20 protein-coding genes are annotated in these 20,406 nt (G+C 64.9%); 9 read left to right on the top strand and 11 right to left on the bottom strand.

What is annotated here, in order from left to right:
- The first annotated feature begins 90 nt into the window (after positions 1-90).
- The 3 genes from ACMVY4_RS15220 to ACMVY4_RS15210 are packed head-to-tail and all read left to right on the top strand — an operon-like array spanning position 91 to position 2,230.
- Positions 91-1,269 (top strand): bifunctional 2-C-methyl-D-erythritol 4-phosphate cytidylyltransferase/2-C-methyl-D-erythritol 2,4-cyclodiphosphate synthase, encoded by a 1,179-nt coding sequence (locus ACMVY4_RS15220; RefSeq protein ID WP_416896861.1) that lies wholly within the window; start codon positions 91-93, stop codon positions 1,267-1,269.
- Complete coding sequence (locus tag ACMVY4_RS15215; protein WP_416896860.1) at positions 1,266-1,736, top strand: phosphatidylglycerophosphatase A; 471 nt, start codon at positions 1,266-1,268, stop codon at positions 1,734-1,736. Before ACMVY4_RS15220 ends, ACMVY4_RS15215 begins: the two co-directional genes overlap by 4 nt.
- Entirely contained in the window at positions 1,736-2,230 is a 495-nt protein-coding gene (locus ACMVY4_RS15210; protein WP_416896859.1) for a CinA family protein, read from the top strand. Before ACMVY4_RS15215 ends, ACMVY4_RS15210 begins: the two co-directional genes overlap by 1 nt.
- Here the strand turns inward: ACMVY4_RS15210 and ACMVY4_RS15205 are convergent, their stop codons facing one another.
- Positions 2,231-3,658, bottom strand: coding sequence for an NAD-dependent succinate-semialdehyde dehydrogenase (locus ACMVY4_RS15205; RefSeq protein WP_416896858.1), 1,428 nt, complete (start codon positions 3,656-3,658; stop codon positions 2,231-2,233).
- 86 nt (positions 3,659-3,744) lie between these two features.
- On the opposite strand from ACMVY4_RS15205, the gene ACMVY4_RS15200 reads away from it, so the two are divergent.
- A complete protein-coding gene (locus ACMVY4_RS15200) occupies positions 3,745-4,251 on the top strand; it encodes a DinB family protein (RefSeq protein ID WP_416896857.1) in 507 nt (168 codons plus the stop codon).
- A 6-nt stretch (positions 4,252-4,257) separates the two neighbouring features.
- Here the strand turns inward: ACMVY4_RS15200 and ACMVY4_RS15195 are convergent, their stop codons facing one another.
- The 3 genes from ACMVY4_RS15195 to ACMVY4_RS15185 are packed head-to-tail and all read right to left on the bottom strand — an operon-like array spanning position 4,258 to position 7,225.
- Positions 4,258-5,418 (bottom strand): cobalamin-independent methionine synthase II family protein, encoded by a 1,161-nt coding sequence (locus ACMVY4_RS15195; RefSeq protein ID WP_416896856.1) that lies wholly within the window; start codon positions 5,416-5,418, stop codon positions 4,258-4,260.
- Complete coding sequence (locus ACMVY4_RS15190; RefSeq protein ID WP_416896855.1) at positions 5,415-5,963, bottom strand: cupin domain-containing protein; 549 nt, start codon at positions 5,961-5,963, stop codon at positions 5,415-5,417. The genes ACMVY4_RS15195 and ACMVY4_RS15190 overlap by 4 nt, the downstream gene beginning before the upstream one ends.
- 53 nt (positions 5,964-6,016) lie before the next feature.
- Positions 6,017-7,225 (bottom strand): winged helix-turn-helix domain-containing protein, encoded by a 1,209-nt coding sequence (locus tag ACMVY4_RS15185; RefSeq protein ID WP_416896854.1) that lies wholly within the window; start codon positions 7,223-7,225, stop codon positions 6,017-6,019.
- Positions 7,226-7,371: 146 nt separating this feature from the next.
- On the opposite strand from ACMVY4_RS15185, the gene ACMVY4_RS15180 reads away from it, so the two are divergent.
- Positions 7,372-7,902 carry a hypothetical protein gene (locus tag ACMVY4_RS15180; protein ID WP_416896853.1) on the top strand — a complete coding sequence of 177 codons (531 nt, stop codon included), beginning with the start codon at positions 7,372-7,374 and terminating at the stop codon, positions 7,900-7,902.
- Between the two features lie 296 nt (positions 7,903-8,198).
- Here the strand turns inward: ACMVY4_RS15180 and ACMVY4_RS15175 are convergent, their stop codons facing one another.
- From ACMVY4_RS15175 to ACMVY4_RS15145, 7 genes are all read right to left on the bottom strand, one after another.
- Positions 8,199-9,305: an ABC transporter substrate-binding protein gene (locus ACMVY4_RS15175; protein WP_416896852.1), complete on the bottom strand. Its 1,107-nt coding sequence runs from the start codon at positions 9,303-9,305 to the stop codon at positions 8,199-8,201.
- 218 nt (positions 9,306-9,523) lie between these two features.
- Positions 9,524-10,693 carry an ABC transporter substrate-binding protein gene (locus ACMVY4_RS15170; RefSeq protein WP_416896851.1) on the bottom strand — a complete coding sequence of 390 codons (1,170 nt, stop codon included), beginning with the start codon at positions 10,691-10,693 and terminating at the stop codon, positions 9,524-9,526.
- Between the two features lie 81 nt (positions 10,694-10,774).
- Positions 10,775-12,556 carry an AMP-dependent synthetase/ligase gene (locus ACMVY4_RS15165; RefSeq protein WP_416900324.1) on the bottom strand — a complete coding sequence of 594 codons (1,782 nt, stop codon included), beginning with the start codon at positions 12,554-12,556 and terminating at the stop codon, positions 10,775-10,777.
- A 127-nt stretch (positions 12,557-12,683) separates the two neighbouring features.
- Complete coding sequence (locus tag ACMVY4_RS15160; RefSeq protein ID WP_416896850.1) at positions 12,684-13,457, bottom strand: ABC transporter ATP-binding protein; 774 nt, start codon at positions 13,455-13,457, stop codon at positions 12,684-12,686.
- 3 nt (positions 13,458-13,460) lie between these two features.
- Positions 13,461-14,219, bottom strand: coding sequence for an ABC transporter ATP-binding protein (locus ACMVY4_RS15155; RefSeq protein WP_416896849.1), 759 nt, complete (start codon positions 14,217-14,219; stop codon positions 13,461-13,463).
- Positions 14,216-15,391: a branched-chain amino acid ABC transporter permease gene (locus ACMVY4_RS15150; RefSeq protein WP_416896848.1), complete on the bottom strand. Its 1,176-nt coding sequence runs from the start codon at positions 15,389-15,391 to the stop codon at positions 14,216-14,218. The genes ACMVY4_RS15155 and ACMVY4_RS15150 overlap by 4 nt, the downstream gene beginning before the upstream one ends.
- Before the next feature lie 4 nt (positions 15,392-15,395).
- On the bottom strand, positions 15,396-16,280 hold the full coding sequence (locus ACMVY4_RS15145; RefSeq protein WP_416896847.1) for a branched-chain amino acid ABC transporter permease: 885 nt from the start codon (positions 16,278-16,280) through the stop codon (positions 15,396-15,398).
- Positions 16,281-16,458: 178 nt separating this feature from the next.
- Here ACMVY4_RS15145 and ACMVY4_RS15140 point away from each other — a divergent pair, with 178 nt between their 5' ends.
- Genes ACMVY4_RS15140 through ACMVY4_RS15125 form a run of 4 tightly spaced genes read left to right on the top strand, consistent with a single transcriptional unit; the run spans position 16,459 to position 20,402 of the window.
- Positions 16,459-17,352 carry an MBL fold metallo-hydrolase gene (locus tag ACMVY4_RS15140; protein WP_416896846.1) on the top strand — a complete coding sequence of 298 codons (894 nt, stop codon included), beginning with the start codon at positions 16,459-16,461 and terminating at the stop codon, positions 17,350-17,352.
- A 10-nt stretch (positions 17,353-17,362) separates the two neighbouring features.
- Complete coding sequence (locus ACMVY4_RS15135) at positions 17,363-18,409, top strand: peptidase M29 (RefSeq protein ID WP_416896845.1); 1,047 nt, start codon at positions 17,363-17,365, stop codon at positions 18,407-18,409.
- Positions 18,406-19,179 (top strand): alpha/beta fold hydrolase, encoded by a 774-nt coding sequence (locus ACMVY4_RS15130; RefSeq protein ID WP_416896844.1) that lies wholly within the window; start codon positions 18,406-18,408, stop codon positions 19,177-19,179. Before ACMVY4_RS15135 ends, ACMVY4_RS15130 begins: the two co-directional genes overlap by 4 nt.
- A complete protein-coding gene (locus tag ACMVY4_RS15125) occupies positions 19,176-20,402 on the top strand; it encodes an acyl-CoA dehydrogenase family protein (protein ID WP_416896843.1) in 1,227 nt (408 codons plus the stop codon). The genes ACMVY4_RS15130 and ACMVY4_RS15125 overlap by 4 nt, the downstream gene beginning before the upstream one ends.
- The last annotated feature ends 4 nt before the right edge of the window (positions 20,403-20,406 follow it).

Genomic DNA, 20,406 nt, shown 5'->3' with positions numbered 1-20,406 from the left:
AGACACTTATCGCGCAGGATTCCCTTCCGCGCAAGCAGCGCGTCACTTTTGCTGGCGCATCAGAGCCATGCGTGGTGTAGCGTCCCCGCCATGACAAACGCCGCCGTCATCGTGGCTGCCGGGCGCGGGACGCGCCTGGGTGCGCCGCTGCCCAAACAGTATGTAGCGCTTGGCGACGGCCCCGTACTTCGGCGCACCGTCCGCACGTTTCTTGAGCATCCGCTGATCGATCTGGTGCTGGTGGTCTACACGCCGTCGGACGAAGCGCTCTATCTGTCGGCAGTCGGCGATCTGCCTCTGCTGCCCCCCGCAGCCGGCGGCGACAGCCGGCAGCAATCCGTCCTCAACGGGCTGGAGGCGCTACAGGACCACAGCGTCGGAAAGGTCCTGATCCACGACGCCGCCCGCCCCTTCGTCGATGCCGCGACCATCACTGCGGTGATTGAGGCGCTCGAAACCGAAGACGGCGCTCTGCCCGTCCTGCCGGTGGCGGACAGCATCAAGCTGATCGACGGCGGACGCGTGGCCGGCGAAGTCGACAGGGATACGCTCGGGCGTGCGCAGACCCCGCAAGGGTTTCGCTTCGAAGCGATCCTGACGGCCCATCGCGCCGCGGCTGGCCGAAACCTGACCGACGACGCAGCCGTGGCGCGCGCAGCGCAGCTGAGCGTGACGGCGGTGCCCGGCTCGGAACGAAACTTCAAGATCACCACGGCCGAGGATCTGGAGCGCGCCCGCGGCATCGCCAGCGACGGGACAGCGACCACCGCGCCGGCGATCGAATACAGGACCGGCAGCGGCTTCGACGTTCACCGCCATACCGAGGGGCGGCCGATGATCCTCTGCGGCATCGAAATCCCCTACAGGCTTGGTCTGGCAGGACATTCGGACGCCGATGTCGGGCTTCACGCCATCACGGATGCCCTGCTCGGTTCGCTTGCCGACGGCGATATCGGCGATCACTTCCCGCCCACCGATCCGCAATGGAAGGGCGCGCCCTCGGACGCATTCCTGCGCTTCGCCGCCGAACGGGTCACGGCGCGCGGCGGCGAGATCGTCTCGATCGACGCGACGCTGATCTGCGAGGCGCCAAAGATCAAGCCGCACCGACAGGCCATGCGGGCCCGGATCGCCGGGATCTGCGGGCTGGAGATCGACCGGGTCAGCGTCAAGGCGACCACGACCGAGAAGCTGGGCTTCACGGGCCGCGGAGAAGGTATCGCCGCCCAGGCGGTCTGCACCGTTGCCCTGCCGCGGGACAGCGCGTGATCAACCGCGTCGCGACCTTTGTGGCCACCTGGGGCTGGACCGGATTCATCCGCCCGGCGCCCGGGACATGGGGCACGGTTGCCGGTGTTCCGGCAGGCTGGGCGATCCTGGAGTATGGCGGGCGATCCTGGCTGGCAGCCGGCGTGGTGCTCGCCTTCCTGATCGGCTGGTGGGCCGCACACCGGCACATGAAGCGCGTCCGCAACCAGAACGACCCCTCGGAAGTGGTCATTGACGAGGTTGCCGGTCTCTGGACCACCTATCTCGCCGCGCCCGACGCCGGCTGGGTCTGGCTGCTCGCCGGTTTCCTGTTGTTCCGGCTGTTCGATATCTGGAAGGCCGGCCCCGTCGGCTGGGCGGACCGGCGCGTGAAGGGCGCGCTCGGCACCATGATCGACGACATCATTGCGGGCATACTCGCCGCGATCTGTCTCCTTCTCATCCACTGGCTCTGGAGTTTGTTCTGATGTTCGATCCCGCCATGACCGCCGCCTCGGCGCGCCTGCTCGACATCTTCCGGGCTCGGGGCCTCAAGGCCGCCAGCGTCGAAAGCTGCACCGGCGGCCTGATCGCCGGACTGCTGACGGAGATCGCCGGTTCCTCGGACGTGGTCGACCGCGGCTTCGTCACCTATTCCAACGAGGCGAAGAACGAACTGGCCGGCGTGCCCATGGGCCTGATCGAGCGCCACGGCGCGGTCTCCGAGCCAGTCGCCATCGCCATGGCGGAAGGCGGTCTGCAGCACTCGAACGCCGACGTCGTGGTGGCGGTCACGGGTGTCGCGGGTCCGGGCGGCGGCAGCGCCGAGAAGCCGGTCGGGCTGGTCCATCTGGCCTGCGCCCGCAAGGGGCGAACGACCCTGCACCAGCGTCACGTCTTCGCCGATCGCGGCCGCACCTTCATCCGCCGCCAGACCGTTCTCCAGGCGCTGCGGATGCTGGAGCAGCAGACAGGCGGCTGATCAGATCGAGAAGCCGCCCATCTTGGTTTCCAGATACTCGCCAAGACCCTCCCGGGCGCCTTCGCGTCCCAGGCCCGAATTCTTCCAGCCGCCGAAGGGCGCCGCCGCGGACGTCGGGTTGATGTCGTTGATGCCGATGATGCCGAACTCCAGCCCCTCGAACATGCGCATCGCCCGGGTGATGTCGCGGGTGTAGACGTAGGCGGCGAGGCCATATTCGGTGTCGTTGGCAAGCGCGAGCGCCTCTTCCTCGTCTTCGAAGGTGATCACCGGCGCGACCGGCCCGAAGGTCTCCTCGCGGTAGATGTCCATCGACGGGTCGACCCCGTGCAGCACCGTCGGCGCATAGAAGTAGCCGCGTCCGAGGTCGCCCTCGGTCAGGCGCTTGCCGCCGGTGACGATCTCGGCGCCCTTCGCGGCGGCGTCCTCGACCTGACGGGCGACCTTGTCGACGGCCGCCGGGTTGACCAGCGGCCCGATAGCGACGCCCTCCTCGAATCCCGAGCCGGCCTTCAGCTTGGAAACCCGGCTCGACAGCGTCGACAGGAAGGCGTCCTCAGCGCTCTTGTGGACATACATGCGGTTCGGACTGATGCAGGCCTGGCCGGTGTTCAGGAACTTGACCGCCTGGGCGCCCTTTGCCGCGTGCACCGGATCGGCATCCTTGAAGACCATGAACGGCGCGTGGCCGCCGAGTTCGCAGGAAACGCGCTTCATGTTCGCCGCGGCCTTGCCGGCCAGCATCCGGCCGACAGCCGTGGAGCCGGTGAAGGTCAGCTTCCGGACCTTCGGATTGGTGCAGAACTCCTCGCCGATGGGTTTCGGGTCCAGCGCCGTGACCAGATTGATGACGCCGTCCGGCACGCCCGCATCGATCAGGATCTTGAAGGTCTCGATGGCGCAGAGTGGCGTCGCCTCGGCCGGCTTCAGCACAACGGTGCAGCCCGCGGCGAGCGCCGGCCCGACCTTGCGGGTGATCATCGAGACCGGATAGTTCCAGGGCGTGATGGCGGCGACCACACCAACCGGCTGGTGCAGCACGATGAAGCGCTGGTCGGCGCGGGCCGAAGGAATGGTCTCGCCGTAGTTCCGCTTCGCCTCCTCGGCGAACCAGAGCAGGTAGTCCGCGCCGTACTGAACCTCGGTGCGAGCGGCCTTGATCGGCTTGCCCTGCTCTTCCGTCATGGTGCGGGCGAGATGCTCCTTGCGCTCGATCATCAGATCGTAGGCCCGGCGCAGGATCTCGGCGCGCTGATAGGCGGTGGTGTGTTTCCAGGACTGGAAGGCTGCATGCGCGGCGTCGATCGCGCGCTTCGCAGCTTCCTGCCCGCCGTCCGGCACGGTGGTGATTTCCTCGCCCGTCGCCGGGTTCAGGACGCCGAATTCCGCGCCCGACTTTGCCTCGCTCCACGCACCTGCGATGAACATGGCCTTCTCCTCCCGCTCGCCCTAGTTCTGTTGCGGCGGCACGTTAGTCGAAACGCGCCCGCGAAGGAATGCGGTGGGGGTATGGCATGGACGCGCAAGGCTGGGGCATCGAGATGGCCCGCTACAACGAATGGCAGAACGAGAAGCTGTACGGAATCTGCCGGGAGATCGGGCAAGAGGCCCGCGAGCAGGATCGCGGCATGTTCTTCCGCTCGATCCGGCTGACCCTCGATCACATCCTGATGGTCGACGACCTGCTGTTCCGGCTGGCCGACAGCGGCGAGGCGCCGACGGTATTCGAACCCGGCAAGCCGTTCTGTGCCGACTGGAGCATGCTCTGCGACGCACGGCGCGACTTCGATGCGGCGGTCGAAGCACGTTTCGGCGAGGTCGATGCCGACTGGTTCGCCGAGACGGTCACCTTCACGCGACCGGCGGCCAACAGGCGCACCAGCCTGCCGCGCCAGTTCCTGCTGATGCAGATGTTCAATCACGCCACCCATCACCGCTCTCAGGTGACGTCCGAACTGCACCGGATGGGCGTGGACTATGGCAATACCGACCTGCCCTACAACCCGAATTCGACCATGTAGGCGGCGTCAGAACAGGCGCTGACTGGCGAGCGCCGCGCCCTCGGTCAGCGCCTCCAGCTTGGCCCAGACCACATCCGGGGACACGGCCACAAAGCCGGATGCGGTCTCGAAGCCGCAGTCGGTGCCGGCCATGATCCGCGAAGGGTCACCGACCGCCGTCGCGATCCGTTCGATGCGGTCCGCGACCACTTCCGGATGCTCGACATAGTTCGTCGTCGTGTCGATCACCCCGGCGATCAGCGTGGCGCCTTCCGGCAGCGCATGGTCGCGGAAGTGCTTGAATTCATGGGCATGGCGGGGATTGGCCATGGACAGCAGATAGTATCCGGCGCGGGCCGTCGACACATCGTCCCAGATGTCCGCCAGCGGCACGTCGAAGACATGCGGCCCCTCGTAGTTGCCCCAGCAGACATGCAGCCGGACCTTCTCCTGCGGCAGCCCTTCCAGCGCGCGGTTGATCGCGGCCAGAACCGCGCGAACGAAGCCGAGAAACTCCTCCAGCGGCTTGCCGTGAAACAGCGTGTGCCGCTCCAGCGCAAGATCGGGCGCGTCGATCTGCAGAAGGAAGCCGGATCCGATGGCCTGCCGGTACTCGTTGCGGAGCGCCTGCGCCAGGGCTTCGATGTAACTAGCCATGTCCGGATAGTGGTCGTTCTGCATGGCGGCAGCGATGATCCCCGGCGACGGCGCGGTCATGAAGGCGCCCGCGAAGCCCGTGCGTTCGGCCAGAACGCGGTTCAGCCGGTCGCATTCGGCGGTCATGGCCGCACGCCCGGCATCGGTGTAGGCGATCTCCCCGACGGCCCTTGGCGCGGCCATCAGACTCACCCGGTCGGCAGCCATCGCCTGGGCCACGCTGCGTTCGGCGAATTCCTTAAAATGGATGCGGTCGGCCATGAAGGCGCGTTCGCTCTTGCCGCCGAAACCGGTCATGCGGTGCTGGACATAGGTGAAGAAGCTCTCCCGGCCCTGCTCACCGTCGTTGATGAGGTCGAGCCCGACCGATAGCTGTCGGTCGACCGTCGCCGCCGTGGCTTCCTCGATCGCGGCCCGCATTTCGGTCTCGTCGACGGCCTCGCCCTTCGACTGGGCGGCGAACAGCGGCCGGAGACGCGGGTCGCGCGGCAGGCTGCCGGCATGGGTGGTCAGGATCCGGCCGGCACTCATGACAGGCTTCCTTTCGCACCATGTGTGTCCATGAGGACGGCGATCAGCAGTGCCGGCTCGTCCGACAGGTTCTCCCACGCATGGTTGGTCTCGCGCTGGATGACCACGTCGAAGGGCTCCAGGACCGCTTCGTCATCGTCCAGGATCAGCTTCACGCGCCCTTTCAGGAGAATGATGTAATCGATTGAAATCGTGCGGTGCATGTTCGGGTGACGCGAGGTATCCACCCGCGCCTCGGGGTCCCCCATCGCGGCGAAGGCCTTCGCGGCCTCGACTTCCGCCGCCGCCTTGTCGCCATCCGGATTTCGGGGCGGCAGCTGGAAGAAGCGGAAGGCGCTGCCGCCGTCCGGCGGGCTGAGGCGCGTCACGTGCTTCGCCCCGTCCGTGTCCGTCATGTCCGGCGGCGCACCGTCGATACCCCAGATGTTGATCAGGCCCCGGTTGGGCGCCGATTCGATCGTGTGCGGCGTCGGCGCGTCCGACAGGATCCGGGACCGCCCGTTCGCGTCATTGGTCGTGATGATCCGCCGGATCTGATGCAGCATGCCGGGCCTCCCCTCCCTTGTTCGAGACAGGGTCGGACAAGGCCGTGCCTCCGTCAATCCAGCGCGTCTGCCGCCCAGGTGACGTCACTGCATCCTGCGAAGCGCCGAATCCGCTCCAGCTCGCTCTCCAGCCGCTGCAGGCGTCCTTTCGACCGCCGGACACCCGGCTCCCACCAGAGTTTCCGGACATGCAGGGGTCCACCCGGCGCGGTCCGCTTCATGTCGATGCGCCCGACGAACCGGTCGTCTTCAAGCAGCGGGAAGACGTAGTAGCCATATTTGCGTTTGGCTTCGGGCACGAAGATCTCGATGCGGTAGTCGAAGCCGAACAGCCGCTCGGCGCGCTTGCGGTCGCGCAGGACCGGATCGAAGGGGCTCAACACGCGGATACGGGACGGCAGGTCGATCCCGCGTGCGTCGTGTTCCAGGACCGCCGGATCCGCAAGCGCCACCCTGGGGCGCGAGCCATCGATGGCGCGGACGTTCACTCTTGGCAATGACAGCCCTTCCGTTTCCGCCCATTGCTTTGCCTCGGCCGGCGAGATCAGGCCCCAGAACGCGGCCAGTTCACCCGGCGTGGCGATGCCGAGGCGGTCCAGCGCACCCCGGCAGCACCAGTCGATGAAGGCGTCATGCCCGACCTCGGCATCGTGGTGATCGGGTGGAATCACCCGGTGCGACAGGTCGTAGAACTTCTCGAACCCCTCCCGGTGACAGACGGCCAGTTCACCCGTTCGCCACAGGAACTCGAGTGCCGTCTTCGAGGGATGCCAGTTCCACCAGCCGGCCTCCTGCTTCTCCTCCGGCGCCAGCTCGCGCGCGCGGGTCGGTCCGTTCTCGGTCACATGGCCGCGCATGTCGTCGAACAGCTCCTCGAAGCCTTCCCGCCGCCATTTCCGCCAGCGTTCGGTCAGTTTCTCCGCATGCCGCGCGAACCGGTGCTTCCAGTAGGGATAGAATTCGGTCGGGATGACGGACGCATCGTGCGTCCAGTTCTCGAACAGCGCCCTGTCCTTCTCCACCAGCCGCTCCAGCATCTTCGGGCGATAGGACTGGCTGCGCGCATGCAGGATCATGTGGTGCGCACGTTCCACCGTATTGACGCTGTCGACCTGCACGAAGCCCATCCGCCGGATCACGTCCCTGAGTTCGTCGACCTCGATGCGGCGGCCGGGATCGCGGGAGAGCTGTTGACGGTCCAGAAGAATGCGCCGCGCTGCGTCTGCCGGGACTTCAGCCGCGATTTCCTGGCGCACCACCATTGCGAATCCTTCCGTACTGATCCGGGCCGCGGAGCATATATGTTCCGTGAGCGTTCTCACACCGCATCGCATCGTGATTTGCCAATTCGAGGCCGTAGCGGAACCATGGACGCAGCCCCGTGAAGCAGAGCTCAGGAGCAAATGACATGTTCAGAACCGTTCTGATTGCATCCGCTGTCGCAATTGCGCTGGCCGGTCCTGCAAGTGCACAGGTCCGTATCGGCGATCCGGTCGATGCGCAGGAAACGCTGGAGGAGATCCTCAGCGTGCCCTACTACGGGTCCACGTCGACCGGATACGGTCGGGCCCAACGTCCCATTGTGGACCGCGTGCCCATGCGGATCCTGTCGGGCACCGGCTATCACTACACGAATGCGAAGTATTTCCGTGTTGTCGGCAAGATTCTGACCGATCTGCAGGACATGACGCTCTACGCGAGCAAGCAGGATCGCGATTTTGGCGTCTCATCGGTCGAGGACACCAGCACCTGGAAACCGATGATCATCTCGGAGAACACCCGCCTCACCGGTTTGTGGGGCAAGGCATGGAACGAGTCGCTGAATGCCTGGGTGCTGACCCTGGTCGACAAGCCGCTCTACCGCTATGTCGGCGACGATGCGCCGGGCCAGGCCAAGGGTGACACCGGCGATTTCTACAAGCTGGAAGTTGTGGGCTGAACCTCAGACCGTTCCGCCTCGACCGTCACCGGAAAGCCGCGCGGCCAATCCGGCAGGCCGTCGGGTGACGGTCGCGTCCGCGAACACATGCGCTTGCACGATCTTCAGAAGTAACGGCTGCCAACGTCGCCGCTGATCGCGATCCCTGTCCGACACCCCGAAAAGAAGAAGGCCCGGCCGCCACTGGGGCGACCGGGCCTCCGGTCAGGTCAACCGGTATGCGAACCGGCGATCAGTAGCCGATGTTCTCACCGATGCGGATCCAGCGGCCGTTCTCCACCTTGGCGAGGAACAACTCATTGGAGCCCTGACGCTTCTCGGGTCCGAAGCTGGCCACCGGTCCGCCAAAGATGTCGCGGTACTCCTTGATCTGCTCGAAGCCCGAGACCAGCGAGTTCGACGGTGAGATCGCGGCCAGCATTCTCCAGCGCGATCACGGTCATGTCGGCCAGGATGTAGGCCAGCTGCGCCGGGAAGTCCGGGGTCTTGCCATACTTGTCGGAGTAGGACTTGGCCCAGGTGCGGACCTTCTCGTCTTCCGCGTCCGGATAGGCCATCTGGAACCCGGTCATGGCCATGTAACCTTCGGTCACGCCGCCCTTGGCGCCGGAGGTGAAGCCGTTATAGGTGGCGATGGAGCCGACGAAGTCGACATCCCAGCCCATCTTCCGCGCGGTCACGTAGGGGATGATCGTGTCGGAAACGATGGTGCCCATGTAGACGACATCGCAGCCGGCCTCACGCAGCTTGGTGACAGCGGCGGTGAAGTCCTTGTCGGTCGGCTTGTGGGCTGTCTCGGCGATGATCGAATGGCCCATGACTTCGGCCTGATCCTTGGCGCCTTCCTCGATCTCACGGCCGAAGTCGGTGTCCTGATACATCACGCAGGGCTTGGACTTGCCCCTGGTCTCGGCGAACAGCTTGTAGCCGGCCCGGATCTGATCGTAGTAGCTGGAACCACCGGCGAACTTCAGCTTGTGAAGCGGCTGGTACATCTGGCGGGCCGACGAGAACGGGAACAGGTTCGGCACGTTCGCCGAGAGCTGACGCGGCAGAACCGCATTGTTCATCGGAGTGCCGAGACCGATCAGCATCGCGAAGATGTTGTCGCGGTTGATCAGCTTGTTGGCCGCCTGAACCGCCTTCGGAACCTGGTATTCGTTGTCCTCGACCACCAGCTTCAGCATGCGGCCGTGAACGCCGCCCGCGTCATTGACCTCGTCGAAACGCATCTTCGCGCCTTCGACCGACGGCACGCCCCAGACCGCAACAGGTCCGGACATGGCGGTGTGTGTGCCGAAGACGACCTCGTCATCGGTGACACCGCGAGTTTCGGCGAGGGACGTTCCCGCCCAGGCCGCAGCCGCTGCAACAGCGGCAATGAAAGTGATCTTCCGTTTCATGGACTTCCTCCCGTTGAGCGCCGCGCTGTTCTTGTTGTTCGCGACCGTTTCTCCGGGTGGCAGCTTAGCAGACATGCTGAAAACGCAAAGGCTTCCGTGCACCGGTGTTTGAAGGAACGCCGGCGGGATTCATGGACCGAAATTGCAGGAGCAGGGCGGCGAACGGGACCGGACCGACTGAAGGTTCCTGCTCCGTCCGCCGCCTCTCGGAACGCGGCCTAGTAGCCGATATTCTCGCCGATGCGCACCCAGCGGCCGTTCTGTACCTGGGACAGGAAGGATTCGTCCGACCCCTGGCGCTTGTCCGGTGCGAAGCTGATCGCCGGCCCGCCGAACAGATCGTGGTATTCCTTGATCTGGTTGAAGCCGTCGATGAACGAATCGAGCGTCAGATCGGTGCCCGCATTCTCCAGCGCCTTGACGGTCAGGTCGGCATAGACGTAGCCGATCTGGGCCGGAAAGTCGGGGTTCTTGCCGTACTTGTCCGAATAGGTCTTGAACCACTCGCGGACCGCCGGATCCTCGGCGTCCTCATAGGCGATCTGGAAGCTGGTCATCGACATGTAACCCTCGGTGACCCCGCCCTTCGCACCGGCGGTGTAGCTGGTGTAGGTCGAGACCGAGCCGACGAAGTCGACATTCCAGCCCATCTTGCGGGCGGTCACATAGGGGATGATCGTGTCGGAGACGATGGTGCCCATGTAGACGACATCGCATTCTGCCTGCCGCAGCTTGGTGACGGCGGCGGTGAAGTCCTTGTCCGTCGGCTTGTGCGCCGTCTCGGCGACGATCGACTGCCCCATGGCGGCGGCCTGGTCAGCAGCGCCCTCTTCGATCTCACGCCCGAAATCGGTGTCCTGATGCATGACACAGGGCTTGGTCTTGCCTCTGATCTCGGCGAACAGCTTGTAGGCGGCGCGGATCTGATCGTAGTAGGTCGAGCCCGCAACGAACTTCAGATCGTGGGTCGGCAGATACATCTGCCGGGCCGACGAGAACGGGAACAGGTTCGGGATACCGGCCGAAATCTGGCGCGGCAGCACGGCGTTGTTCATCGGGGTGCCGAGCGCGCCGAGCATCGCGAAGATGCCGTCGCGGTTGATCAGCTTGTTGCCCGCCTGCACGGCCTTGGGGACCTGGTATTCGTTGTCCTCGACCTGCAGGCGAATCATGCGACCGTTGATGCCGCCGGCATCGTTGACCGCATCGAACCGCATCTTCATGCCCTCGACGGACGGCACGCCCCAGACCGCGACAGGTCCGGACAGGGCTGTGTGGGTGCCGAAAACGATCTCGTCGGCCGTGACGCCGCGGGTTTCGGCGTTGGCCGCCGCAGTCATCGCCAGCGCGGCAGCAGCCGCACCGGTCAACAGGAATGACCTCGTCATAACTCCTCCTTTACGCTAGGTTACCCGCCGGTATGGCAGGAACCCGGAAAGTAGGAGCCTAACAGGTTGAATCAGCGGGACTTATGCAGCGTCCGCATACATGCCGTCGATCAGGTCCTGATACTTCTTCTCGACGAAGCTGCGCTTCAGCTTCATCGTCGGCGTGACCTCCTCGTCCTCCGGATCGAGCTGCTTGTCGATCAGGCGGAATTTCTTGATGGTCTCGACCTGCGCGAACTTGGTGTTCGCCGCCTCGACGATTCCGTCGATCAGTTCGATCACAGCCTGGGCCCGCGCCAGCGATGCAAAGCTGGTGAAGGCGATGTCGTTGTCCTGCGCGAACTTCTCGACATTCTCCTGATCGAGCATGATCAGCGCCGTCAGGAACTTGCGCCGGTCGCCGATGACCACGGCGTCGGCCACGTAGGGGGAGAACTTGAGTTCGTTCTCGATCTCGGACGGGGTGATGTTCTTGCCGCCGGCGGTGATGATGATGTCCTTCATCCGGTCGGTGATCTTCACATAGCCCTGGTTGTCCATGTGCCCCACATCGCCGGTATGTAGCCAGCCGTCGACGATGGTCTCCGCGGTCTTCTCGGGCTGGCCCAGATAGCCCATGAAGATGTGGTGGCCCTTCAGCAGGATCTCGCCCTCGGGTGAGATCCTGGTTTCGCCGTAGGGCACGCTCTTGCCGACGAACCCGAGCTTGATGTCGCCCGGCACGTTCGTCGTCGCGAGGCCGGTGTTCTCGGTCTGGCCGTAGAGTTCCAGCATCTCGATGCCGAGCGCCATGTACCAGCGGATCAGTTCCGGCGAGATCGGCGCGGCGCCGGTGCCGACCCAGTCGACCCGGCTGAGGCCCATCAGCGTCTTGATGTTGCGGAGCACGAGAAAATCGCCGATGCGGAAGCGGAGCTTCTCGATTCCGCTCGGCTCCTCGCCCGCCAGCTTCTTGTCGGCAACGGCGTAGCCCCACCCCAGCGCGGTCTTGTAGGCCAGCTTCTGGAAGGAGGTGGCGTCCTTGACCGCGATATTGATGGTCGAAAACAGCTTCTCCCAGATGCGCGGCACCGCAAAGAACGTGGTCGGCTGGATCTCCTGAATGTTCTCGAAGACGGTTTCCGGGCTTTCGACGAAGTTCGCGATATTGCCGGTGTAGAGCGAGAAATAGGTCAGCGTCCGTTCCGCCACATGACACAGCGGCAGGAACGCCATGCGCTCGCCATTCGTCTCCTGGGGCAGGATCTGGGTGCCGTTGACGATCTGGAAGACCAGATTGTTGTGGCTGATCATCGCGCCCTTCGGCGGACCGGTGGTGCCGGAGGTGTAGACCAGGATCGCCAGATCGCCGGGCTCCGCCGCCTTGAGCATATCCTGCCAGCGGGAGTCGTGCCCCTGGGCGGCCTGCAGACCGCGGTCGCGGAAGCTCTCGTAGCTCTCCGCCATCTGGTCGTCGAACTTCTCCAGACCTTCCATGTCGAAGATGACGATCTTCTCCAGCGTCGGGCAGTTGCCGCGGATCGACAGCACCTTGTCCAGCTGCTCCTCGTCCTCGACGAAGATCACCCGGCACTTCGAATCGTTGACCAGATACTCGACTTGCGCCGCGGCGTCGGTCGGATAGATGCCGGCGCAGACCGCGCCGATGCACTGTACGCCCATATCGGCGTACATCCATTCCGGCAGCGTGTTCGACAGCACGCAGACGACATCGCCCTTGCCGATGCCCATCTGGTCGAGCGCTATGCCGACACCCTGCGCCTCGCGACCGAAATCGGCCCAGCTGATCTTCTGCCAGATGCCGTATTCCTTCTTCCGCATCGCGGTGCGGCTCGCCCACTTCTGGACGCGGGTCCAGAACATCTGCGGCACCGTGCGCGCATCCGGGTCCTCGTGCCAGACGATCGTCTCGCCGTTGTCGCCCTTGTAGGAATGCTCGATCAAAGGGGCCGTCATCATTGCGGTGTCTCCTCCGATGCCCGGCGCCCGCTCAACGCCAGAGCTTCTTCTTCTTCCAGCGCCGCTCGCCGCGCGCGCCCTCGTCCTTCACGCCCAGATAGAATTCCTGGATGTCTTCCTTCTGCAGAAGCTTCTCGCAGGTGTCTTCCAGCACGATACGGCCGACCTCGAGCACATAGCCGAACTTCGCCGTCTTCAGCGCCATGTGGGCGTTCTGCTCGACCAGCAGCATGGTCACGCCCTGCTCCTGGTTCAGGCGGACGATGATCTCGAAGATCTCCTTCACCAGACGCGGCGAAAGGCCCAGTGACGGCTCGTCCAGCAGCATCACCTTCGGCCGCGACATCAGCGCCCGGCTGATCGCCAGCATCTGCTGCTCGCCGCCGGAGAGCTGACCTGCGGGCTGGCTCTGCCGCTCCTTCAGGACGGGAAAATAGTTGAAGACCATCTCCATGTCCTGGGCGACGCCCTTCGGATCCTTGCGGGTGAAGGCGCCCATCCTCAGGTTTTCGAGCACGCTCAGGAACGGAAAGACCTCACGGCCCTCGGGCACATGGCTGATGCCCTGGCGCATGACCCAGTCGGGTTCCTTCGAGGTGATGTCCTGCCCCTCGAAGGTGACCTTGCCCTTGCGCGGGTCCATGACGCCCGAGATCGTCTTCAGGATGGTCGTCTTGCCGGCGCCGTTGGACCCGAGCACGGTGACGATGTCGCCCTTGTTGACCTCCAGGCTGACGCCGCGGATGGCCATGATCGGACCGTAGTAGGTCTCGACATTGGCTACTTTCAGCATCGGTTCGCTCATCCCTCAGCCCCCCAGATAGGCGCGGATGACTTCGTCGTTGGACTGCACCTCGGCAGGGCTGCCCATCGCGATCACGCGGCCGTAGTTCAGCGCAAGCACCCTGTCGGAGACACGGTTCACCAGGCTCATGTCGTGCTCGACCATCAGAACGGTGATGCCAAGAAGGTCACGGATGTCCTTGATCCAGAACGCCATGTCGCCGGTCTCTTCGACGTTGAGGCCGGACGAGGGTTCGTCCAGAAGCAGCAACTTCGGCTCCGTGCAGAGCGCGCGGCCCAGTTCGACCACCTTCCGGACGCCATAGGGCAGGTTCGCGATGCGCTGGTCGCGGTAGCGCGCGAGGCTGAGGAATTCGATCACCTCCTCCGCCTTCTCGCGGTGCTCCAGTTCGTGGCGGCGCACCGACGACAGGAACAGGAGATCGGTCAGGAAGTTGCCGCTTCGGTGGGCGTGACGCCCGATCAGCAGGTTCTGAAGCACCGTCGCCTGTTCGAACAGTTCGATGTTCTGGAAGGTCCGGGCGATGCCCATGCCCGCGATCCGGTCCGGCGGCGTGTTGGTGATGTCCTGATCCTGATAGATCAGCTTGCCTTCCGTCGGCTCGTAGATCCGGCTGATCAGGTTGAAGATGGTCGTCTTGCCTGCGCCGTTCGGTCCGATGATCGTGAAGACCTCGCCTTCGCCGATGTCGAAGTTGACCCCGTCGACGGCCTTCACGCCGCCGAAGTGGATCGCCAGATTGTCTGCCTTGAAGAACGTCACCGCAGCCGCTCCGTCTTAACGTAGGACTTCTGCCGCGCGAAGGTCGCCTTCTTGTAGAGCGGGAAGAGGTCGAAATAGGTTTTCACCTTCAGCCAGCGGCCGTAGAGGCCGAACGGCTCGAAAATGATGAACAGCACCAGCAGCAGGCCGAACAGGCCGGCTTCCAGGCCCGGCGCGTTGACGAAGCGGACGATGCCCGACAGCATTTCGGCATCGCCGAACCAGGCCGTGACACCGTCTCGAGCGATCGGAATGAAGCTGCGCAGGGCGATCAGGAACAGCGCGCCGAGCATGGCGCCCTGGATGGTCCCGATGCCGCCGACGACGCAGATCAGAAGCAGTTCGATCGACAGGAAGATGTTGAAGGCGTCGGGCGCCAGATGCGTGATCTGATGGGCGAACAGGCCGCCGGCCAGTCCGGTGACGAAGGCCGAGATGCCGAAGGCCGTCGTCTTGTACTGCGCCAGATGGATGCCCATCGACTGCGCCGAGATCTCCGAGTTGCGGATGGCGACGAAGGCCCTGCCCGTCGGGCTGCGGAGCAGGTTCTTCGCCAGCAGCGCCGAGATCGCCAGAACGAACAGGCAGATGAAGTAGAGCGATGACGGATCCCAGAGTTCCGCCCAGCCCACATGCACACCGCCGACGGCAAACCATTCGCCGCCGTAGATCTCGTTCGCCTGGATCGAGAGGAACTTCGGCGCCGCCACGGGAAGGCCGTCGAAGCCGCCGGTCACGGCGCTCCACTTCGACATCACCTCCTGGGTGATCAGCGCGAAGGCGAGCGTGGCGATGGCCAGGTAGATGCCGTGCATGCGCAGGGTCGGACGGCCGACCACGACGCCCATGATGCCGGCCAGCAGCGCGCCGAGCGGCAGCGAGACCAGAAAGGGCACGCCCTCCTGCATGAAATAGGCGTGCGCGTAGGCGCCGATGCCGAGAAAGGCCGAGTGCCCGAGGCTGACCATGCCGGTGAAGCCGATACCGATCATCAGGCCCAGCGCGGCGACCGAGTAGATCAGCCACAGATTGGCCTCGCCGACATAGTAGGAGCCGGCGACGAAAGGAAACAGCACAAGGACAATGCCCAGCAGACCGTAGGCGATCAGGTCGCCGCGGTGGCGCCAGAGGCGGAGATCCTGCTCGTAGCGGGTGCGGAAAACGAATCTCATGGCGTCAGACCTTCTTCCGGCCCATCTGGGAGAAAATGCCTTCCGGCCGGAAGACCATGACGGCGAGCAGCACCGAGTAGACCGCGATATCCTTGTAGCCCGCAGGCAGGATGTAGTCGGAGAATTGCTCGACCATGCCGATGATGATGCCGCCGACCAGCGCGCCCGGGATCGAGCCGAACCCGCCGACGACGGCGCCGGCGAAGGCCTTGATCGCGACGAAGCCGATCGAGGGGTCCATCACGTTGGCGATCGGCATCAGCATCACGCCGGTGATGCCCGCGACGCCGGCCGAGATGCCCCAGATCAGCGAGAAGATGAACGCGACCGGGATGCCCATGTAGTAGGACGCCAGCTGGTTCTGCGACGACGCCTGCATGGCCACGCCGATCCGGGTCCGCTGGAAAAACAGGTACAGGATCGTGCAGAGCACGAGGGTACCGCCCATGGCCGCCAGCTTGCCGGAGTCCAGCGTGACGTCGCCCACCTGCATTGCGCCGCCGGTGAACGGCGTCAGGAAGGCGATCTGCTCGACATTGTAGGCGTACGGCATGACGAAGCGCAGCACGTAGCCGATGCCGATGGTCGCCATGACGATCGAGAACTGCGGCTGCCCGATCAGCCTACGGATGACCACGACGTCCAGCAGGAAGCCGAAGACGATCATGATGATCACGGTCAGCAGGAAACCGAGCCAGAAGTTGAGGCCGAGGCCCGCGATGAGCCCGAAGGCGATGAAGGCGCCCACCATCATCACGTCGCCCTGGGCGAAATTCACCATCTCCGTCGCCTTGTAGATCAGCACGAAGCCGAGCGCGATCAGGCCGTAAATGCAGCCCAGCGACAGCCCGTTGATCAACAACGAGATGTAGATCTGGAAACTATCCAATCTGTCCTCCCCGCCGCGCGGCCTCTCCCCTTTCAGAGGCAACGCGGTTTGTATTTGTCCTGCCGTTGTCAGCGCACGCCCGGTATTCCGAATCCGTACGCCCTTCCGGCAGGTTGCCGCAGAATAGGGGAAGCGGTATCCCTGTCAATTCATGGAGCACGAGGGGAGCGCGACCGCCATGGCCTACGCCATTCCATTCATCCGGGAACTGGACATCGAGTACGGCGAGGTGGATCGGCTCACCCCGCTGATCCGCCGCGTGGTGTGTCCCAACCCCGGCGCGTTCACCTTCAAGGGCACGGGCACCTACATCATCGGCGAGGGCAATGTCGCCGTGATCGACGCCGGCCCGGCGGATCCGAAGCATGTCGACGCCATCCTGCGGGCGACCGAGGGCGAGACGATCACCCATCAGCTGGTCACACACACCCATGTCGACCACTCGCCCGGCGCGCGTCTGCTGAAGGAGAAGACCGGCGCGAAGACCTGGGCCTACGGGCCGCACGGTTCCGGCAAGGACGGGCCGAAGGTCGAGGAAGGCGGCGATTTCGACTTCGATCCCGACCATCAGGTCCGCGACGGCGACGTGATCGAAGGCGACGGCTGGTCGGTGGAATGCGTCCACACGCCCGGCCACACCTCCAACCACATCTGCTTCGCGCTCCGCGAGGAGAAGGCGCTGTTCACGGGCGACCACATCATGGGCTGGTCGACCACCATCGTCTCGCCGCCCGACGGCGACATGACCGACTATTTCAACTCGCTCGACAAGCTGCTGGCCCGCGACGACGCCATCTACTACCCGACGCACGGGGCGCCGATCCGGGACGTCCACAACTACGTGCAGGCCTACAAGTCGCACCGGCAACTGCGCGAGAACCAGATCCTCGACGTGTTGAAGAGCGGGCCGAAGACGATCCCGGAGATGGTTGCCGTCATGTATGCCGACGTCGACAAGTCGCTGCACCGTGCCGCCGCCCGTTCGGTCTACGCGCATCTGGTGCACATGACCGGCGACGGCCGGGTGAAGACCGATGGCGCGCCGACCGAAAAGTCGGTCTACTCGGTCTGAGGAGACGGCCATGCTGCAGGAACGCATCGAGGGCAAGTGGATCGAGGCCTTCGTCAACACCTTCCGCCTGTGCGACGTGAAGGAGGGCGAGGTCTGCGCCATCCTTTCCGAGACCCAGAGCCGCCCCGTCATCGTCCATCTGGCGGAACTGGCGCTGCTGCAACTGGGCGCGAAGCCGTTTCACGTCGTGCTGCCGACGCCCAAGCAGTCGGCCCCCGCCCCGGTCCGTTCGACCGGCGCGTCGGACGCCATCCAGGGACTGGAGCCGGTCATCGGCGCGCTGGGATCGGTCGGCTTCGTCGCCGACTGCACGGTGGAAGGCCTCCTGCACGCCCCGGAACTGCCGGCGATCCTGAAGGGCGGTTCGCGGGTGCTGATGGTCTCCAACGAGCATCCGGAGCTGCTGGAGCGGCTCGCGCCGACGCCGGAACTCGAGGCGAAGGTGAAGACCGGCATCAAGATGCTGCGCGATGCGAAGGAGATGCGCGTCACCTCGCCCGCCGGCACCGACCTGACCGTGGATGTCGAGAAGGCGCCCGCGGGCGGCGGCTGGGGCTACACGAAGCGCGCCGGAACGATCACGCACTGGCCGGGCGGGCTCTGTCTCTGCTTCCCCGCGCCCGGATCGGTGAACGGCACCATCGTCATGGACACCGGCGACGTGAACCTGACCTTCAAGCGCTATGTCGACCGTCCGATCCGGCTGATCGTCGAGAATGATTTCGTGACCTCGATCGAGGGCGACGGCGTCGATGCAAACCTGTTTCGTAGCTACATCGCCGCCTGGGGCGACCGCGAGGCCTATGCCGTCAGCCATGTCGGCTGGGGCATGAACCCGAGCGCGCGCTGGGACGCCATGGCGGCCTACGACCCGTCGCAATACAACGGCACCGAGATGCGGGCCTTCGCCGGCAACTTCCTCTACTCCACCGGCGCCAACGAGGTGGCCGGCCGCCATACGCTGGGCCATTTCGACCTGCCCATGCGCAACCACACGGTCAGTCTGGACAACGTCACGGTCGTCAAGGACGGCGTGCTGCAGGGAGAACTCGCTTGAGAGAGCCAGCCTTCATCGACGAGGGCCAGGGCCCCGCGATCCTGTTCCTGCACGGCATCGGCGGCAATGCCGACAACTGGAAGCTACAGATCGACGCGCTTAAGGACCGCTACCGCTGCATCGCCTGGAACATGCCCGGCTATGGCGGCAATCCCGGCAAGGGTCAGATGAGCTTCGACGGCATGGCCGACGCGCTGGCGGGTCTGCTCGACAAGCTCGGCCTGGAGAAGGCCGTCATCTGCGGCCTGTCCATGGGCGGATATCTGGCGCAGGAGTTCGTGGCCCGGCATCCGGAACGCGTCCGCGGGTTGATCCTGACCTGCACCAGCGCGGCCTTCGGCAAACCCGGCGGCGACTTCCAGACCAAGTTCCTTACCGCGCGGCTGAAACCGCTGGACGAGGGCAAGACCCCGGCGGACATCGCCCCGGAACTGGCGGCCGGCATGAAAGGTCCAGAGGCCGGCCCGGAGGTCGAGACGGCGCTCATCGAATTGATGAAGCGCATCCCCGTCGATACCTACCGCGCGGCGCTGAACTGCCTTGTCACCTTCGACCGCCGTGAGGCCGTGAAGGATATCGGCTGCCCCGCCCTGCTGATCGCCGGCGAGAACGACACCACCGCCCCCGCTGCGGTGATGGAACGGATGGCCGCCCGCATTCAGGGCGCGCGCTTCCATGTCATCCCGGGCGCCGGCCACATCGCCAACCTGGAAGCGCCGGCGGAGACGACGCGGCTGATCGCCGGGTTCATGGAGGAGTTGGACGCATGAGCATGTGGGCCGAACATGATCTGACCGAGCGCCAACGGGAGCTGGTGGGCATCGTCAACGAGATCGGCCCCGCCTTCCGCGACCGCGCCGAAGAGAACGACCGCGAGGCGAAGTTCCCGCATCAGAACTACCGCGAGATGCGTGACGCCGGCCTGCTGGCGCTCTGCATTCCCTCCCAGTACGGAGGGCTTGGTGCGGACTACGAGAGCTACTTCTACGCCGCCTCGGAACTCGGCCGCTATGACGCTGCCACCGCGCTCACCTTCAACATGCACTCCTGCTCGATGCTCTGGTCAGGGCCGCTGGCCGACGACATTCCGATGACCGACGACCAGCGCCGGGAGCACGAGGCCAACCGCGCCGCCATGTACGATCTGGTGCTGAACCACGAAGCGATCTTCGCCCAGCCCTTTTCCGAGCCGAACACCCAGGCCGCCTCGGGCAAGGCGCCCTTCGGCACAACGGCGCGGCGGGTCGGGGGCGGCTACCGGGTCACCGGCAAGAAACACTTCGCCTCGCTCGCCGGCGCCGCCACGCACTACGCCGTTCTCTGCACCGAGGAGACGTCGGAAGGCGGCGAACTGGACGCGCGCGACACCATCATGCTGGCCGTGCCGGGCAATGCCGAGGGCTTCGAGGTCGTGGGCGACTGGGACACGCTGGGCATGCGGCCCACGGTCTCGAAGTCGCTCGACATCAACGACGTCTTCGTGCCCGACGCGCATCAGATCATGCCGCGCGGCGTCTATTTCCAGGCCGCGACCAACTGGCCGCACATGTTCCTGACCCTTTCGCCCAGCTACATGGGACTGGCCCAGGCCGCCTATGATTTCACTGTCGCTTTCCTGCGCGGCGAGGTCCCAGGGGCCAAGGGCTCGAAGCGCGCGAGCCCCATGAAGCAGTACGCGGTCGCCGAAATGCGCATCAAGCTGGAGCAGGCCCGGGCCCTGTTCGTCCAATCGGCTCGCGAAGCCCGCTACGAACCGTCCAAGGGCGCCCGCCTCCGCGCCTATGTGGCCGGCTACACCATCATGGAGCACGCCAACGACGTCTGCCGTCTGGCGATCCGGACCTGCGGCGGCAGTTCGATCATGAAGAAGTTCCCGCTTGAGCGCTTCTACCGCGACAGCCGCTGCGGCTCGCTGATGCTGCCCTGGTCGGCCGAGGCCTGCCTTGAGCGACTCGGCAGGGAATCACTCTACGAGAAGGGAGAGCGGGACTGAACCC

This window comes from Minwuia sp. (assembly GCF_048007105.1).
Taxonomy (GTDB): domain Bacteria; phylum Pseudomonadota; class Alphaproteobacteria; order Minwuiales; family Minwuiaceae; genus Minwuia.
The sequence above is the reverse complement of the archived record's forward strand: the minus strand, read 5'-3'. Positions and strand labels throughout refer to the sequence as shown.

Excerpts from the sequence above, each read along its gene's own strand:
- ACMVY4_RS15205 (WP_416896858.1), bottom strand. The coding sequence starts at position 3,658 with ATGTTCATCGCAGGTGCGTGGAGCGAGGCAAAGTCGGGCGCGGAATTC.
- ACMVY4_RS15195 (WP_416896856.1), bottom strand. The coding sequence starts at position 5,418 with ATGAGTGCCGGCCGGATCCTGACCACCCATGCCGGCAGCCTGCCGCGC.
- ACMVY4_RS15190 (WP_416896855.1), bottom strand. The coding sequence starts at position 5,963 with ATGCTGCATCAGATCCGGCGGATCATCACGACCAATGACGCGAACGGG.
- ACMVY4_RS15135 (WP_416896845.1), top strand. The coding sequence starts at position 17,363 with ATGCTGCAGGAACGCATCGAGGGCAAGTGGATCGAGGCCTTCGTCAAC.
- ACMVY4_RS15170 (WP_416896851.1), bottom strand. The coding sequence starts at position 10,693 with ATGACGAGGTCATTCCTGTTGACCGGTGCGGCTGCTGCCGCGCTGGCG.
- ACMVY4_RS15220 (WP_416896861.1), top strand. The coding sequence starts at position 91 with ATGACAAACGCCGCCGTCATCGTGGCTGCCGGGCGCGGGACGCGCCTG.
- ACMVY4_RS15210 (WP_416896859.1), top strand. The coding sequence starts at position 1,736 with ATGTTCGATCCCGCCATGACCGCCGCCTCGGCGCGCCTGCTCGACATC.
- ACMVY4_RS15180 (WP_416896853.1), top strand. The coding sequence starts at position 7,372 with ATGTTCAGAACCGTTCTGATTGCATCCGCTGTCGCAATTGCGCTGGCC.
- ACMVY4_RS15200 (WP_416896857.1), top strand. The coding sequence starts at position 3,745 with ATGGACGCGCAAGGCTGGGGCATCGAGATGGCCCGCTACAACGAATGG.
- ACMVY4_RS15160 (WP_416896850.1), bottom strand. The coding sequence starts at position 13,457 with ATGAGCGAACCGATGCTGAAAGTAGCCAATGTCGAGACCTACTACGGT.
- ACMVY4_RS15185 (WP_416896854.1), bottom strand. The coding sequence starts at position 7,225 with ATGGTGGTGCGCCAGGAAATCGCGGCTGAAGTCCCGGCAGACGCAGCG.
- ACMVY4_RS15125 (WP_416896843.1), top strand. The coding sequence starts at position 19,176 with ATGAGCATGTGGGCCGAACATGATCTGACCGAGCGCCAACGGGAGCTG.
- ACMVY4_RS15175 (WP_416896852.1), bottom strand. The coding sequence starts at position 9,305 with ATGAAACGGAAGATCACTTTCATTGCCGCTGTTGCAGCGGCTGCGGCC.
- ACMVY4_RS15150 (WP_416896848.1), bottom strand. The coding sequence starts at position 15,391 with ATGAGATTCGTTTTCCGCACCCGCTACGAGCAGGATCTCCGCCTCTGG.
- ACMVY4_RS15140 (WP_416896846.1), top strand. The coding sequence starts at position 16,459 with ATGGCCTACGCCATTCCATTCATCCGGGAACTGGACATCGAGTACGGC.
- ACMVY4_RS15165 (WP_416900324.1), bottom strand. The coding sequence starts at position 12,556 with ATGTTCTGGACCCGCGTCCAGAAGTGGGCGAGCCGCACCGCGATGCGG.